This window comes from Candidatus Amarolinea aalborgensis, assembly GCF_900491745.1.
Classification (GTDB): Bacteria; Chloroflexota; Anaerolineae; order SSC4; family Amarolineaceae; genus Amarolinea; species Amarolinea aalborgensis.
The window spans coordinates 94,758-109,040 of record NZ_UETR01000011.1 but is presented as its reverse complement, the minus strand read 5'-3'; the positions used below and the strand labels follow the sequence as shown (position 1 = coordinate 109,040).

At 62.6% G+C, this 14,283-nt stretch carries 13 protein-coding genes; 8 read left to right on the top strand and 5 right to left on the bottom strand.

Annotated elements, in window-relative coordinates; all coding sequences use genetic code 11:
• The first annotated feature begins 49 nt into the window (after positions 1-49).
• The 5 genes from uvrC (at position 50) to ACPQ6D_RS14985 (ending at position 5,857) form a co-directional block, all read left to right on the top strand.
• Positions 50-1,939, top strand: a complete 1,890-nt coding sequence (gene uvrC / locus ACPQ6D_RS15005; RefSeq protein ID WP_423225155.1) for an excinuclease ABC subunit UvrC — start codon at positions 50-52, stop codon at positions 1,937-1,939.
• Entirely contained in the window at positions 1,929-2,051 is a 123-nt protein-coding gene (locus ACPQ6D_RS15000) for a hypothetical protein (protein ID WP_423225154.1), read from the top strand. The genes uvrC and ACPQ6D_RS15000 overlap by 11 nt, the downstream gene beginning before the upstream one ends.
• A 1-nt stretch (position 2,052) precedes the next feature.
• Entirely contained in the window at positions 2,053-2,751 is a 699-nt protein-coding gene (locus ACPQ6D_RS14995; protein ID WP_423225153.1) for an AzlC family ABC transporter permease, read from the top strand.
• The gene (locus tag ACPQ6D_RS14990) at positions 2,748-3,068 is read left to right on the top strand and encodes an AzlD domain-containing protein (RefSeq protein ID WP_423225152.1); all 321 of its coding nucleotides are present in this window, start codon (positions 2,748-2,750) and stop codon (positions 3,066-3,068) included. Before ACPQ6D_RS14995 ends, ACPQ6D_RS14990 begins: the two co-directional genes overlap by 4 nt.
• 113 nt (positions 3,069-3,181) lie before the next feature.
• A complete protein-coding gene (locus ACPQ6D_RS14985; RefSeq protein WP_423225151.1) occupies positions 3,182-5,857 on the top strand; it encodes a cyclic nucleotide-binding domain-containing protein in 2,676 nt (891 codons plus the stop codon).
• A gap of 102 nt (positions 5,858-5,959) precedes the next feature.
• Here the strand turns inward: ACPQ6D_RS14985 and ACPQ6D_RS14980 are convergent, their stop codons facing one another.
• Both ACPQ6D_RS14980 and ACPQ6D_RS14975 read right to left on the bottom strand, forming a co-directional pair.
• A complete protein-coding gene (locus ACPQ6D_RS14980) occupies positions 5,960-6,898 on the bottom strand; it encodes a DUF4349 domain-containing protein (RefSeq protein ID WP_423225150.1) in 939 nt (312 codons plus the stop codon).
• Between the two features lie 135 nt (positions 6,899-7,033).
• Positions 7,034-7,813: a metallophosphoesterase family protein gene (locus ACPQ6D_RS14975; RefSeq protein WP_423225149.1), complete on the bottom strand. Its 780-nt coding sequence runs from the start codon at positions 7,811-7,813 to the stop codon at positions 7,034-7,036.
• A gap of 172 nt (positions 7,814-7,985) precedes the next feature.
• On the opposite strand from ACPQ6D_RS14975, the gene tsaE reads away from it, so the two are divergent.
• The 3 genes from tsaE to rimI are packed head-to-tail and all read left to right on the top strand — an operon-like array spanning position 7,986 to position 9,711.
• Entirely contained in the window at positions 7,986-8,483 is a 498-nt protein-coding gene (gene tsaE / locus ACPQ6D_RS14970; RefSeq protein WP_423225148.1) for a tRNA (adenosine(37)-N6)-threonylcarbamoyltransferase complex ATPase subunit type 1 TsaE, read from the top strand.
• The gene (gene tsaB / locus ACPQ6D_RS14965) at positions 8,480-9,172 is read left to right on the top strand and encodes a tRNA (adenosine(37)-N6)-threonylcarbamoyltransferase complex dimerization subunit type 1 TsaB (RefSeq protein ID WP_423225147.1); all 693 of its coding nucleotides are present in this window, start codon (positions 8,480-8,482) and stop codon (positions 9,170-9,172) included. Before tsaE ends, tsaB begins: the two co-directional genes overlap by 4 nt.
• Positions 9,172-9,711, top strand: a complete 540-nt coding sequence (gene rimI / locus ACPQ6D_RS14960) for a ribosomal protein S18-alanine N-acetyltransferase (protein ID WP_423225146.1) — start codon at positions 9,172-9,174, stop codon at positions 9,709-9,711. The genes tsaB and rimI overlap by 1 nt, the downstream gene beginning before the upstream one ends.
• A gap of 183 nt (positions 9,712-9,894) precedes the next feature.
• Here the strand turns inward: rimI and ACPQ6D_RS14955 are convergent, their stop codons facing one another.
• The 3 genes from ACPQ6D_RS14955 to ACPQ6D_RS14945 form a co-directional block, all read right to left on the bottom strand.
• Positions 9,895-10,749: a PHP domain-containing protein gene (locus ACPQ6D_RS14955; RefSeq protein WP_423225145.1), complete on the bottom strand. Its 855-nt coding sequence runs from the start codon at positions 10,747-10,749 to the stop codon at positions 9,895-9,897.
• A gap of 54 nt (positions 10,750-10,803) precedes the next feature.
• The gene (locus ACPQ6D_RS14950) at positions 10,804-12,792 is read right to left on the bottom strand and encodes an alpha-amylase family glycosyl hydrolase (protein WP_423225144.1); all 1,989 of its coding nucleotides are present in this window, start codon (positions 12,790-12,792) and stop codon (positions 10,804-10,806) included.
• Between the two features lie 103 nt (positions 12,793-12,895).
• Positions 12,896-14,266 carry a cytochrome P450 gene (locus ACPQ6D_RS14945; RefSeq protein WP_423225143.1) on the bottom strand — a complete coding sequence of 457 codons (1,371 nt, stop codon included), beginning with the start codon at positions 14,264-14,266 and terminating at the stop codon, positions 12,896-12,898.
• Positions 14,267-14,283 lie beyond the last annotated feature (17 nt).

Here is a 14,283-nt window from a genome sequence, read left to right as displayed (position 1 = left end):
GTCTGCAGCGGCTTTGTCAGTCAGCCGTCCGCGTGCTACAATCTGCCGCATGTCAATTTCGGATTCACTCCAGGCCAAGCTCGACATCTTGCCCACGCGTCCCGGCTGTTATCTGATGAAAAACGCCGAAGGCGCGATCATCTACGTGGGCAAAGCCATCAACCTGCGCGCGCGCGTGCGTTCCTACTTCCAGCAGCAAGCGCTCCACACGACAAAGACCCGGCGCCTGGTGAGCCACATCACGGACATTGACTGGATCATCGTTGAAACCGAACTAGAGGCGCTGGTGCTTGAGAACGAGCTGATCAAGCGCCACCAGCCGCGGTACAATATCCGGCTCAAAGACGACAAAACATACCCCTATATCAAGATACACTGGGCCGAAGATTTTCCCAAAGTGACGATTGTGCGGCGCATGGCGCGCGACGGCAGCCGCTATTTTGGGCCTTACACGTCCGCGTTCAATGTGCGCGTGACCCTGGAAGCCTTACGTCATGTCTTCCCCTACTTGACCTGCAATCGCGAAATTACCGGCAAGGATGACCGCGCCTGCCTCTACTTCCACATTGGCCGCTGCAACGGCCCCTGCATTGGCGCGGTCAATCGTGAAGAGTACCGCAGCATGATCCAGGGGCTGGCCGATTTCCTCAGCGGCAATACCGAGCCGGCGCTCACGACCCTGCGCGGCCAGATGGCGGACGCGGCCGAAAACTGGCAGTTTGAACGCGCCGCGCGGCTGCGCGATCAGATCAAAGCCGCCGAACAGTTGGTCGAGCGCCAAAAAACGGTCAGCGGCCAGCACGCCGATGAGGACCTGGTCGCGTTTGCGCAGGCCAACGGCGACACCTGTGTGCAGGTCTTCTTCATCCGCCACGGCAAACTGATCGGTCGCGAATCCTTCGTGCTGGAAGGCGCAGAAAGCGGCGAGACGGACGCGGTGCTCAGTGCGTTCCTGACTCAGTTCTACAGCGAGGCTGCGTATGTGCCGCCGGAAATCGTGCTGCCCAAGGACCTGGATGAACGGCTGATCATCGAACAGTGGCTGCGCTCCCGCCGCGGCGGCGAGAAGGTATTGCTCACCGTGCCTACGGAAGGTCAGCAGCGTGACCTGGTGGACATGGCGACTCAGAACGCGGTCGAAACGTTGAACGCGCTGCGCGCACAGTGGCAGGCCGACAAGAACAAGCAGGTGGCCGCGCTGGCAGAGTTGGGGCAGGCGTTGGGTCTGGCTGACGCGCCGGGCCGCATCGAGTGTTACGACATTTCCACGCTGCAAGGCACCAACACCGTCGGCGCGATGGTGGTCTTTGCGCAAGGCACGCCGCTGAAGACCGACTACCGCAAGTTCAAGATTCGCGGCAAAGGCGCACTGGGCACGGGCGAGCCTGACGATTTTGCGTCCATGCGCGAGATGCTGCGCCGCCGTTTCCGCCGCGCGGTTGAGCCGCCGGACGATGATGAAGCTCCGGGACGCAAAGCGCGCAAGGGCGATGAGATGTGGCAGCGTCTGCCAGACCTGGTAGTGATTGACGGCGGCAAAGGCCAGCTCAACGTGGCCGTGGAGGTGCTGCGCGAATTCGATCTCTTCGACCAGGTGCCGGTCATTGGCCTGGCCAAGAAATTCGAGGATGTCTATCTGCCCGGCCATCATGATCCCCTGGTGCTGCCACGCGACTCGCAGGCCCTCTACCTCCTGCAGCGCATCCGCGACGAAGCCCATCGCTTTGGCATCACCTTCAACCGCGAACTGCGCGCCAAAACCGGCGTCATGTCTGAGCTGGATCAAGTGCCAGGAATCGGTCCGCGCCGACGCAAGGAATTGCTCAAACGCTTCGGCGACCTGCAGACCATCAAACAGGCCAGCGTCGAAGAATTGGCAGCTGCGCCGGGCATGAACCTGGCTGCGGCCGAAGCGATCAAGGACCATTTTGGAGGTTGAACCGGTGTTGGCGGCCGTTCTTGCCATTCTGATCCTGGGTAAGGGGCGCTGGTGGGTTCAAATCGGCGGAAACGCCGTCGTTCTGATGGGCATCTGCTGGGCGCGCGGCTGACATGGGCGCGCCATCCTCTAGCACGCCGCACCCCTTCTGGCAGGGTGCGCGTGCGACGCTGCCCCTGCTCGTCGGCATGATCGTTTTTGGGCTGGCCTACGGCCTGTTAGCGCACACGGTGGGCCTCACCCTGGCCGAAACCGTGGGCATGTCAGCCCTGGTTCTGGCAGGCGCGTCGCAGTTCGTGGCCCTGGGCATGATCGGCGCGGGAACGCCAGCCGGCCTGATCGTGCTTTCTGCGCTCTTCATCAACCTGCGCCACCTGCTCATGGGGCTGGCGCTGGCGCCGCATCTGCGCCGCCAGCGTTGGTGGGTGCAGGCGCTGCTGGCGCATGGCATTGTAGATGAGTCGTTCGTCCTGGCCAGCACGCATTGGGCCGCGCACCCGGCAAACGTGCGCTATCTGGCCGGCATCGAGGCTTCGTTGATCAGCTTCTGGCTGCTCAGCTCCGCCGTCGGCTTCTGGATCGGCCCGGCGCTGGGTGATCCACGGGCTTGGGGACTCGATTTTGCGCTGCCTGCCACCTTCATCGGACTGCTGATCCCACAACTGCGTGAGGGAGGTACGATGCGCATGGTCGCATTCGTCTCTGGCGTCGTCGCCGTGGCCGGGGCCTTGATCCTGCCCAACAACTGGCACCTGGTTGTGGCCGCGCTGAGCGCGATGCTGGTGGGCGTCGCCCTGGAGGCGCGGCGATGAGCAGGGTCTGGATCATCATCCTGGGCATGGCGGCCGTGACCTACGCCGCCCGCGTCTCCCTGTTTATGGTGGGCAGCCGGATCACACTGCCGCCGCGGGTGATGTTGGCGCTGCGCTTTCTGCCCGTGGCCCTGTTGAGCGCGCTGGTGCTGCCGGCGCTGCTGATCCGCCAGGGCGCGCTGGCTTTGACCTGGCGTAACGATTACCTGTGGGCCGGCCTGCTGAGCACCCTGGTGGCCTGGCGCACGCGCAACACCATCCTGACCGTGGGCAGCGGGCTGCTCTTTGTCATCGCCTGGCGCTTATGGTGGCCGTAAGCAGCGTCGGCCACGGACGTGTGGTAAAATAGGGCTGGTTCTAGCGCCAAAATGACCGGCCAGTCGAGCCGGCGCTTGACGATTCCAGGGGGATTGGACGAAAGGCCTCCGCCATGATGACAGAGAAAGACCCAGGTTTAGTAGACCGCAAGGAGGTTGCCAGGAATCTCGGCAACTTTACTGCGCTCAAGGTATTGAACCCGCCCGATCTGCAGCAGTTGGCTGAGCGTATTGTAGAGCGTGAGTTCGAGACTGGCGATCAGCTCGTGGAGACGCGCGGCGCAGGCGATTACTTGTACCTGGTGCCCAGCGGCGCTTTTCGTGAGATCGGCCGTGATTCCGCAGGCCACGTGTGGTGGGAACGCACCCACAACGTCGGCGCGGCCTTCAGCCGCCAGGCCTCGTATGACGGTATTTACGAAGAGACCGAAGTCGTTGCCCTGCAGGACAGTCGCTTGTATGTGATTGCGCCCGCTGACCTGAGCTGGGCCATGGCCCTACGGCCAAATCTGCGTCAAGACCTGATTCGTGAACCAATCGCCGCGCGGCTGCGAGCGATGCCGCTGCTGGCGCCGTTGAACGACGCGCAGATCAGGCGTTTAGCGACGCTGGCGAGTGTTGAAGAACTGACAAACGGCAAGACAATTTGTGAACCGGCCCTGACTGGGGGTGATACCTGGTTTTGGTTCATTGACTGGGGACAGGTCAAGGTCGCTTACCAGGTTGAGATGCCCGAAGAGACACCTCAAATCATCACTGCCGGCAATTTCTTCCATAATGGCCCCAGTAACCTGGGAAGTATTCCCCCGGTCACCGCGCTCGTGCAGGAACGCTGCAAACTCATCCGTGTGCCGTTGTCCGAAATGGAGCACCTGGCGCTCACCACGGGGGTCGGCAAGCGTTTGCGCCTTCCCCCCATTATCCCATTCCTCAGACTGGTTGACCCGTTCAAAGGCCTGACACCTGAGCAGTTGCATGGATTGGCCAGCATTACCGCGTGGGAGTACTATCCGGCCGCGCAGACCGTATCGCAACAGGGTGTGCGTGACAATTCCCTGCGCATCCTGCACCGCGGCGCGGCGGTGATTCGCGCCACAGATGACGAAGGCAAAGAACGTCCGCGTGACGTGATGGCGCCAGGCCGGTTCTATGGGCAAAGCTCCCTCTTCCGTCAAGAACGGCACGAGACCACGGTGCGCGCCGCGCGACCAGACAGCGTGGGCAGGCAGGGCGGCCTGCTGACCAGTCAACAAGGGTTGGCTGACCCCGCGCAGGCCGATGAGCCTGGCGCGACCTGGTTTCGCGTCCGCTATGAGGATTTGTTCTATCTGATGGGCATAGACCAGGCGCTGTGGCGAGACGCGCATCTTACGCAGAGGGTCAAGGCGCAGCGCAAGGAACATCGGAAGTATCAGTGGCAAGAAGAGGGGGATATTCTCCTGTACGATGGGCGGCGGCACTTTATCGTTTTGGCCCGTTCGCTGCTGATCCCCTTGGGACTCCTGGGGATTGTGGCGGCCCTTTACGCGGCCCTGAGGAGCCTGGACGTCCCGATGTCGGTGCTGACCGCAGCTATCCTAGGCATCGTCGTCTTCATTCCAGCCCTCATCTGGTTTGTCGTTGATTACTTCAATGACTACTTCGTCGTGACTCCCCTGCGCGTTACGGCCCGTGAGAAAATCGCCTTTATCTACGAACACCGCTTGGAAGCGCCCCTGGATCAAGTGCAAGACACCACCCTGCTCACCAGCTTCTGGGGCAAACTGCTCAACTATGGCGACTTGAGGATCAAGACAGCCAACGCGGCTTCGCAGATTGTGTTCGACCATGTCGGTAATCCGACGTTCGTCCAGAGCCTGATCTTCGAGCACCGGCGGCGTTTGAAGGCAGAGCAATTAGTGGAACAGCGCGAGAGTCTGCGCCTGCAGCTCGTCAAAGACCTGCGTTTGAGCCTGGTAAGCCAGGCGCCAGACCAGGCGCTGCCGCCTGGGACCAAACTACCGACACGGATGCCGTGGTGGCGGAAGGGGCTGAACTTCGTCGCCGCAACGCCGCGTTATATCTTCTTTCCAGTCGAATTTGTCATCCTGCGACCGCTGCGCTGGATGAAGCGCGCCGTCTCGCGACGACGACTGCCTGCGGGCAGCCTAAGCCTGGCCTTCGAGGGCGGTTTGTTGGGATCGTGGGATATCACGCCCGAAAGAACGGTGTGGCGCAAACACTGGCTGATCTTGATCGAACGGGTTTGGCAATCGCTCTTGGCCTGGATTGTCATGTCTGTGGCGCTGGGAATTACGGTGCGTTCAGTCGAGGGGTTTTACTGGATCCTCACCGGTGTGTTCTGGCTGGGGGCTTGTGGTTGGCTGTGGTGGCAGTATGAGGACTGGGCCAACGACCTCTACATTGTGACCAATGAGAAAGTGATTGACATCGAGCGCAGACCGTTCGGCCTTAGCGAAAAACGCCGCGAGGCCGGCCTGGATCGCATTCAGAACGTACAGTCCGATCTTCCAACCTTCTTGGCCAATACGCTGAACTTTGGCAATGTGCTCATCAAGACCGCGGCGGCCGATGAAGGCTTTACGTTTGACCTGGTGGCCAACCCCCGGCGCGTCCAACAGGAGATCATGCGGCGCATTTCAGCCTACCATGCCTCACGCCAGCGGCGCGACGCGGACGCCCAACGGTTACAGCAGGCCTATATGTTGGGCGTCTACCACGAATTGATGGAAGACAGCGGGAAGTACGTCCAGGGTAGGTCAGGCGAGCCGGCGCCCCCGCATCCTTGAATCTGCGCCCTCCAACGCGCGGAAGAAGAATCGGGCCATCAAACAGACCAGCCGCCGTAGAACGGCGGCTGGTGATTGAGAGGGGGAAATCTGGGCTTCTGGCTACTCGGCTTTTTCCTGCGGCGGAGGCGGCGGCTTCACCACCGGCGCTTTGGGCGTCGGCGGAGAGCGGCGGCGCAAAAACCGGATCAACAGGATCAACAACGCGAACGGCAGCGCAATCAGAATCAGGACGGGCAGCACATAGATGACAAGCCAGATCAAGGCTTCCACCAGGACTTGCAGCGTCTTGACCAACCGCGACGCGGCCTCACGCAGCGTGACCAGCGGCTGCCAGCCTTCCTCGACCACCGGCTTGCTCAACGCATCAGGAATCAACTCAATCTGAATCGTCGCCAACGCGGTCAGGTTGGACAGATACTGCATCCGCCCCTTGATCTGCTCGATCTCGCCCCGAATCTGCGTGATTTTGTCGTACACTTCCAGAATGTCGCCAGGCTTGGCGTTGGGCTTCTGGCGCACCTCTGTCAGCAGGGCCAACAGTTCAGTCTCGGTTGCCTCCAGGTTGCGCTGGCGGCTGCCCAAGTCAGTGTACTCCTGGGTCACATCTTCGCCGGACAGGTTGTCGCGCACAACCCTCACCGCCATGCTCTTGATCTGATCCAAGAAGGTAGGCAGCGCCTGCGCAGGCACACGCACCGTCAGTGTGCCGCGCAGCTGCTCGCCGTCACGGAACAAATTGGAGCTAGAAACATAGCCGCCGCCAGCAGCCGCCTGATTGCGGATCGCGGTGGCCGCGGTTTCGGTGTCTTTAACCACCATGCTGATCTCGGCGTGCTGAATAATCATGCGGTCCTGCAGGGCTGGCATGCCGGCGGCATCGCTGGCGGCCGGCGCCGCCGTCGCCTGGGGCTGAGCCGGCGCCTCCATATTGGCTGCTTCTTTGCCCCCGGACGCCGGCGCGGGCGCAGCCCCACCGCACGCCACCCAACCCAGGGCAACCACAATCAATAAGATACTGGTGATGGCTTTACGTGACATGATCGAACCTCTCTTCCTTCTGGGATGAATCCCACGCATCTATCAACCAGCTGCTGACGCAGCCGTGTGTCTGTCGTGCATTCATCTTCAATGACGAGATTAACGTGCGATTGTTCCTGCGGCGGCAAACAGGCGCTACCAGCCAAACGAGAGGCGATTGATCAGGCGTTCCGGCAACTCGGCGCTCATCATCCGATGCTGGGTCTGTTCAATCGGGTATTCTACCCGCACATACGTCCAAAGCCGGGTTTCGGTATCGAGCAGCGCGTAGCTGGCGCGCGGGTCATGATCGCGCGGCTGACCAACGCTGCCCGGGTTGATGATCAGACGCACCTGATCGAAGGAAAGGGCCAAGTCAGGCGGGCTGGGCGTCAAGCGATGCTGCAAACAGCGGCCAAAGGGCTTCCCATCCCGGCGATCGACGCGATAGCTGAACATCGCGGGCACGTGCGTATGGCCCACCAGGCAGCAGCGAAAATCGGTCACTTCCTCGAAGTTCTCACGCGCGACGCGCGGTGACAGCACGTATTCCCATACCGAATCGCGTGGGCTGCCGTGCACCAGCATGAATTCGCCGCGCTGCACCGCCTGACCAGACAGGGCATCCAGGTAAGCCCAGGCCTCTGCGGTCAGCTGCTCGCGTGTCCACAGAACCGCTTTTTTCGCCTCGGGGTTGAAATCGTCCACGTTGATCTCTTTGCCCAAGACAGCATAGTCATGATTACCGGCCAGACGCACCGTCAGCTGCGGGCCTAGTTCGGCCAGGCGTTCGATGCAGCCATTGGGATCTGGGCCATATCCCACCACATCGCCCAGGCACCAGATTTCGTCGTAGCCACGGCTTTGAGCATCCTTCAGGACTGTGTCGAGCGCTGCCAGATTGGCATGGATGTCAGAAATAACCAGCACTTTCATTGAGTGTTTGCGCTTTCCTCACCGATGATGTCGCCGCGGCGACCAGTGTCAACGTAATGTACTTTTTTTGCCTGTCGGGTGCATTATACCCAGGTCATCCCAGATTACCAAAGCGATAGGGCTTGTGTTACAATCGCCCTATCGAAAACATGGGACCTGGTGGGAGTTGACCTTGTCTGACGAATTGTTGGCAGTTTCGACTATTGAAATAACCAGCGGCAGTCCAGCCGCCACGCAGGCCGTGGGTCAACGGCTTGGCGGACTTGTGCAACCAGGCGACGTCCTGGCCCTCAGTGGAGACCTGGGCGCGGGCAAAACGACCCTGGTGCAGGGCATCGGCGCTGGCCTGGGGGTGCATGAACAAATCACCAGCCCGACGTTCACCCTGGTGGGCGAGTACGATGGCCGGCTGCACCTCTACCACGTGGATGTCTATCGCCTGGCGGCAGCCACGGCTGAGGCGCTGGCCTTTGGCTTGGATGATCTCCTCGGCGGCGACGGCGTCACGGTGATCGAATGGGCCGACCTGGTGGCGCCAGCCTTGCCAGCCGATCGCCTCGATGTCCAGCTCACCTGGCTGGATGAACAGACGCGGCGGCTGGTTTTCACCGCGCACGGCGCGCGTCATGCCGAGCTTCTGCGCGGCCTGGGGCAGGAGACGACGGCATGACACAACCGCTCATGTTGGCGCTCGACACCTGCACTGACCTGGCGAGCATCGCCCTCTATGACGGCCAGCGAGTGGTGAGCGAAGTAACCTGGCACTCGGCGCGGCGCCATACCGTAGAACTCATGCCGCAGGTGATCGCCATGCTGACCCAGGCAGGCGTCACCGCCAACGACGTGCATGCCGTCGCGGTGGCGATTGGCCCTGGCTCATTCACCGGCGTGCGCGTCGGGCTGGCCCTCGCCAAGGGTATTGCCAGCGCCAACGGCCTGCCGCTGTTCGGCGTCGCGACCCTGGACGCCATCGCCTATGCACACCACGCGCAGCCGCAGCCAGTGACCGCCCTGGTGCAAGCCGGCCGCGGCCGCGTTTGCTGGGCGCACTATGTCCAGGGCGCCAGCTCCGGCGCGTGGCGTACGGTCAGCCCCTTTGCCATCAGCAGCATCGAAACGTTGGCGCAGACTGCGCCCGCGCCGGCCCTGTTTGCCGGTGATTTGCTGGAGGCCACGCGTACTGCCCTGCGCGCCCATCTCGGCGAGCGGGCGTTTTTCGCCTCGCCCGCGCTCAGCGTGCGTCGGGCCAGTCTCGTGGCCGAGCTGGCGTGGCCGCGTTTCCTGACCAACGTCTCGGATGAGATTGCATCGCTGGCGCCCATCTATTTGCACGAACTACCCGCAGGGCTGATCCCGTGATGCAGAGCGACGCCGTCTTTGCCGTCGTTCCGATGCAGCGGGATGACCTGGACGCGATCATGGAAATCGAGCCGATTCTGTTCGTCGGTGACCCGTGGCCGCGCAGCATGTACGAGTACGAAATCACACACAACGAATTCTCATTTTACCGGGTGATCCACGGGGAAACGCCAGAACAGCCGGCCATCCTGGCCTATGCCGGCGTGTGGATGCTCTACGATTCAGCGCACGTGGCGACCATCGGCGTCCATCCGGCCTGGCAGCGGCGCGGCTTGGGCGCGTGGCTCCTGCTGCACCTGATTGACGAATCCCTGGCGCGCGGCGCGGTGGAAGTGACGCTCGAAGTGCGTAAATCTAACCTGGCGGCGCAGGCGCTCTACAGTCAATTCGGGTTTGAAAAGGTCGGTCGGCGGCGGCGCTATTACCGAGACACCGGCGAGGATGCCCTCCTCATGACCCTGGCTGATCCAGGTTCGGACCGGGTTGTGCAGGCGCTGGCGACCATCCGCCAGCGGGTGACGACGCGTCTGCGCCAGTAACATCACTAACATTTTCTCTGGCAAGGTCTGCGACCGAGACTCGCCAGAGGCTAAAGCCATCTGGCTACGACATGGAAGCCCCTGCGGGGCTGCTGCGGAGGCCCGCAGGGCCTTGCATTTGGTAGCCAGGGGCTTGCCTAGCCCCTGGCGGGTTGCTTCAGGCGCCGAACACCCAGTCGGCGCTCAGGCCGACGCCTGGCGCGCGGCTTTCAACTGCGTCACGGCGCGTTCAGGGACATAGATGCTGCCTAATTCCGCACGGTCGGCGCGCGGGCCGTGGAAATCGGTGCCGCCCGTGGCAATCAAGCCAAAACGGCGCGCCGCGGCCAACAGCTGTTGCACCTGACCCTCGGTGTAATTGGGATAGTAGCACTCCAAGCCCACCAGCCCGGCGGCAATCATCTCTGGCAGGGTGTTGTCCAGATTCACTTCCACCACCGGATCGCCGCTGAAACGGGCAATGATGGGATGCGCCAGCACGGGCAGCCCGCCCACGCGTTTGATCGTCTGCACCGCTTCGACCGGCGTGAAGCGCATACGCTCCACGTACGCCGGCCCATCACGCCCAATGTAAAGCAGAAAAGCCTCATTCATCGAATTGACATGCCCGGCCTCCAGCAGGGCGCGAGCAATGTGCGGCCGACCGATGGGGGCGTCGCCAGCAATCTCTTGCACACGCTGCCAGGAAATGGGCGCGCCCAACGCGGCCAACCGCCGCGTGATTTCTGCCCCGCGGCGCTCGCGACCGTCGCGTAAACGGCGCAGCTCAGCCTGGAACGGTTGGTCGGTGGTATCAATGAAATAGCCCAAAACGTGAATCTCGCCGCCGGGCACATCGGTGTTGATTTCGATCCCCGGCAGGACTTCGATGCCGGCCGCTGCGCCAGCCGCCAAGGCTTCGGCCACGCCGTCGGTGGTGTCATGATCGGTCACGGCGATCGTCTTCAAACCAAACTCCACGGCGCGCCCCACCAGCTGCGTGGGGGTCAGCGTGCCGTCAGAGGCGGTGGTATGACAATGCAAGTCAACAAAATTCATGTGTAACTGATCCTTCGATGCGGTGATGGGCCGCGGCCCATCCGCTTGTCCACGTTAAAGCTCAAACCAAACAGCCTGGCCCGGCTGCAAGACCAGGCGCAGATGCTGATCAGCATCCAGCAGGTGCGCTTGGGCGCCGAGTTGATCTACAAGAACATTGGGAACGCCGGGCAGCGCCAGGTCGAGCGCCTGCGGGTTGAAGTAGTCGCTGTTTGCCAGCACGAGGAGTCGCGGCTCATGCCCGCGCGTCAGGCGCAGGATGGCAAAGATAACCGGGTTGTCAGGCGCCTGGCCGAAGGCAAACGTGGCCGGGTCCAGGTCGGTGATGACGGACGCCAGGCGCGCACGCGCGGCCAACACCTGGCGCACCCAGGCCGCCGGGTTGGCGGGACCGGCCGGCGCGGCGTGCATGGGCCTCTCCCACGGATAGGCGGCCGCGCTGAACAGCGCCAGGGTCGAGGCTGGATAGCGCGCCTGCTCCTGCGGCGAAAAGCCGATGCCTGTATTGAGCGGCTCGGTTGCGCCCAGCTCAAAGCCGCCGTGCACAACGGGCATGGCAGGCAGCGCCGCGCAGATGGCCCAGGCGAAGCACGCATAGGCCATGCCGCCGGGGCGATTGGCCGCGCGTGCGGTGTCATGCGTCTCCGGCGTGGCGAAGAAGGGCAGCGGCGTGCCCTTTTCAGCCAGACGGGCCAGGAACTGCGCCGCGCTGAACTGGTCATGCAGGCTCGTGGGAAAGCTGCCCAGGGTCGCGTTGTAGCCCTCGCGCACGCTGTTGGCCGGCGAGCCGAAATTCTCATCCCAGAAAGCGAAATCAGGCTTGAGCGCACGCGCCGCAGCGACCATCTCCGCCTTCAACGCGCTGGGCAGGGCATGGCCCATGTCAATCATGACGCCATCAATATCGAACGTGCGCTCATAGTGCGGAATGATGCCGATGATACGCTGCCACAGCGGCTGCACCGCGTACGCGGGCCGGGCCAGGCGGCTGTCGTACAGGCGTAAGGTGTTGTAGGCGATGTAGTTGAAATCAGGATGATCGTAAAGGCGCAGGTAAGTCACGTCGGTCCACGGCGGCTGCATGTCGCCCGGCCAGTCTGAAAAGGCGCTAGGCACGCGCACGATGCGGCCATCGGCCAGGCGTCCAAACCAACGACCGTCCATCAGGGCCACCTGCTCGGGCGTGGGCGGCGGCGTGAAGAAGGCCCGGTAATGAGCCGGCGGCGGCAGTAAGTTGTCGAAGCGGTCAGCTTCAGCCTGGGCAAAGATTCGGGCCAGTTCCTCAGCGGAGAACATCGGCGCGCCGTAGGCCAACGTCGCTTCGCGCGCGGACATGCCGGGGCGGCGGTCGGGCGTCCGGTTATCAATCCAGTAGAACCACTCCGGGTGTTCTTGCACCCAGTCGGCGTCGCGCGCGGCCGTGCGAAAGACGAATTCGAGCACCACCCGCATGCCCAGGTGATGCGCCGCCTCCACAAAGGCCTTGAATTCGGTCTCCACGCCCAGGTTGAGCCGCGGTTCGCTCAGATTATCGTCCAGGCGGTACGGATTGCGGATGGCGTAGGGCGAACCGAGATTGCCCTTGTGACCGTCCTGCCCCACGGATGTGACCGGCAGCAGATAAACGGTGTTGATGCCCAGCCAACGCAGGTAGGGCAGCAGGCTGATGCACTTGAGGAAAGAGCCCGTCTCGCGCCAGCCCTGGCTGTTGAGCGGCGCAGCCAGCGCGCCATCGCCATCATGATCGAACGCGACGCCGGCGCGCGCAAACAGGTTGTACGCGACGGCATGTTTACTCCACCCGCCCCCATTGGGGCCGTCCACCAGGGGCTGCGCAGGCTGCTGCGCAATGGTCTCGATCGTGTCCAGGAAAAAGCGCAGCGGATTGACCTGGCGCGGCGTCGCTGGCCCGGCCGGGTCAATCCAGAGGCCTGGCACGGCGTAGGCAATCGCCTGATCGCCGTGCTCAGACCACAATTCGCCTAGCCGCGCATAGACCTGGGCGAGAGCGGGTAGAGCAGCATCTGGAAAGGTTGACATCATGTTCTTCTTCACATCGAATGGTCAGTTTGGGGGGTCAACATTGTACCATCCACAGGAAGAATTCAGCCAATTTCGCTGCTGCGCTAAGTCGTCATTCTCATACTCAGGCGGATTTACCGACCACCCGCACGCGCATCCCGCGGCCGGCCGACGGCAGCGGCGCCAGTTTGATCTTGACCTGCCAATCGGCCGGCTCCAATGTCAAACGGGTTGAGGCGAGGAGCGCGGCCATCGTCAGCATCATTTGCACTTCGGCCAGGCCGGCGCCGAGGCAGGTGTGCCCGCCGAGGCTGTAAGGCGTAAACGCACTGGCCTGCCGATGCTCGTTCCGCGGCTCCTGGTAGCGATCAATATCAAAAACGTCTGGGTTCGGGAAGAATGATGGCAGGCGGTGCGTGACGGCGTTTGCCACCAGGACCTCGGCGCCAGCCTCGACGCGATAGCCCGCAAACTCGAACGGCTTGACCGCGGTACGCGGCGTGAAGGGAGCGACGGGGTAGAGGCGTAGGGTTTCCAGGGTAGCGCCGTACAGCGCCTTCAAGTCCTTCAACGCATGCAGCGGCGGCACGCTGTTGGCAAACATCGCCTGCGCTTCTGCGGTCACCCGCGCCAGCGCATCCGGATGCTTGAGCAGTGCGTAGAGCATGAACGTCAGGGTGTTGGCCACCGTGTCAATCCCAGCGAAAAATGGCGCGATGGCCGATACGACGAGGGCATTCTCAGCGAATGGCTCGCCATCTTCGTCGCGTGCGGCCAGGAGGTCATCAATCAGATCAGGCGCGCGCGCGGCGCCGGGAGAGACGGCCTGATGCGCTGCGATCACCTCGCGTGCGAGTGCAAACACGCTGGCCTTGGCGCGGCGATAGCCAGGGGTGCGCAGCATGAACGCCGGCCACATCTTCAGCACGCTGGCCCGCATGATCACGTTCAGGAAGGTCTGCACGTCCTCGAAATAGGCGCCTGGTTTGCGCCCGACCAGCACCCAACCCAACTGCTCAGCGACCAGGCGCTGGAACATGTCCAGCACGGGCACCGTCTGCCCGGGCTGCCAACGGCTGGCGCGCTCGCGCACCATGTCCACGACCGCGTTGACATGCGGCGCGATCATTTCACGGCCATAGCCGCGACGCATCACTTTGCGCAGCCGACGATGCGGCTCGCCATCCAACGCTACCAGAAAAACCCGCGTTCCCATTTCGTCGGCAAATCCGCCGAACAGTTCCTCGCTGCCGAAATGTTCGTCGCCGGCGCGGGCAAGGAATTGGTTTGCTTCCAATCCCGCCAGCACGGTCATCCGACGATTCAGCGCACGCACGCGAAAGATCGGGCCAAATTCCTGATAGCAAGCCGTCAGGTAACTCACTGGATCATTCATCAGCTTAAGCCCGCTGCCGAGCACCGGCAAACCTGGGGCCCACGGCGGCAGCGGAGCCGTGCTCGGCCCGCTGCGCCACATTGTCGTCGAAGCAGTCATGTCCTCACCTCGTGTTT

Excerpts from the sequence above, each read along its gene's own strand:
- uvrC (WP_423225155.1), top strand. The coding sequence starts at position 50 with ATGTCAATTTCGGATTCACTCCAGGCCAAGCTCGACATCTTGCCCACG.
- ACPQ6D_RS14995 (WP_423225153.1), top strand. The coding sequence starts at position 2,053 with ATGGGCGCGCCATCCTCTAGCACGCCGCACCCCTTCTGGCAGGGTGCG.
- ACPQ6D_RS14990 (WP_423225152.1), top strand. The coding sequence starts at position 2,748 with ATGAGCAGGGTCTGGATCATCATCCTGGGCATGGCGGCCGTGACCTAC.
- ACPQ6D_RS14985 (WP_423225151.1), top strand. The coding sequence starts at position 3,182 with ATGATGACAGAGAAAGACCCAGGTTTAGTAGACCGCAAGGAGGTTGCC.
- ACPQ6D_RS14980 (WP_423225150.1), bottom strand. The coding sequence starts at position 6,898 with ATGTCACGTAAAGCCATCACCAGTATCTTATTGATTGTGGTTGCCCTG.
- ACPQ6D_RS14975 (WP_423225149.1), bottom strand. The coding sequence starts at position 7,813 with ATGAAAGTGCTGGTTATTTCTGACATCCATGCCAATCTGGCAGCGCTC.
- tsaB (WP_423225147.1), top strand. The coding sequence starts at position 8,480 with ATGACACAACCGCTCATGTTGGCGCTCGACACCTGCACTGACCTGGCG.
- rimI (WP_423225146.1), top strand. The coding sequence starts at position 9,172 with ATGCAGAGCGACGCCGTCTTTGCCGTCGTTCCGATGCAGCGGGATGAC.
- ACPQ6D_RS14955 (WP_423225145.1), bottom strand. The coding sequence starts at position 10,749 with ATGAATTTTGTTGACTTGCATTGTCATACCACCGCCTCTGACGGCACG.
- ACPQ6D_RS14950 (WP_423225144.1), bottom strand. The coding sequence starts at position 12,792 with ATGATGTCAACCTTTCCAGATGCTGCTCTACCCGCTCTCGCCCAGGTC.
- ACPQ6D_RS14945 (WP_423225143.1), bottom strand. The coding sequence starts at position 14,266 with ATGACTGCTTCGACGACAATGTGGCGCAGCGGGCCGAGCACGGCTCCG.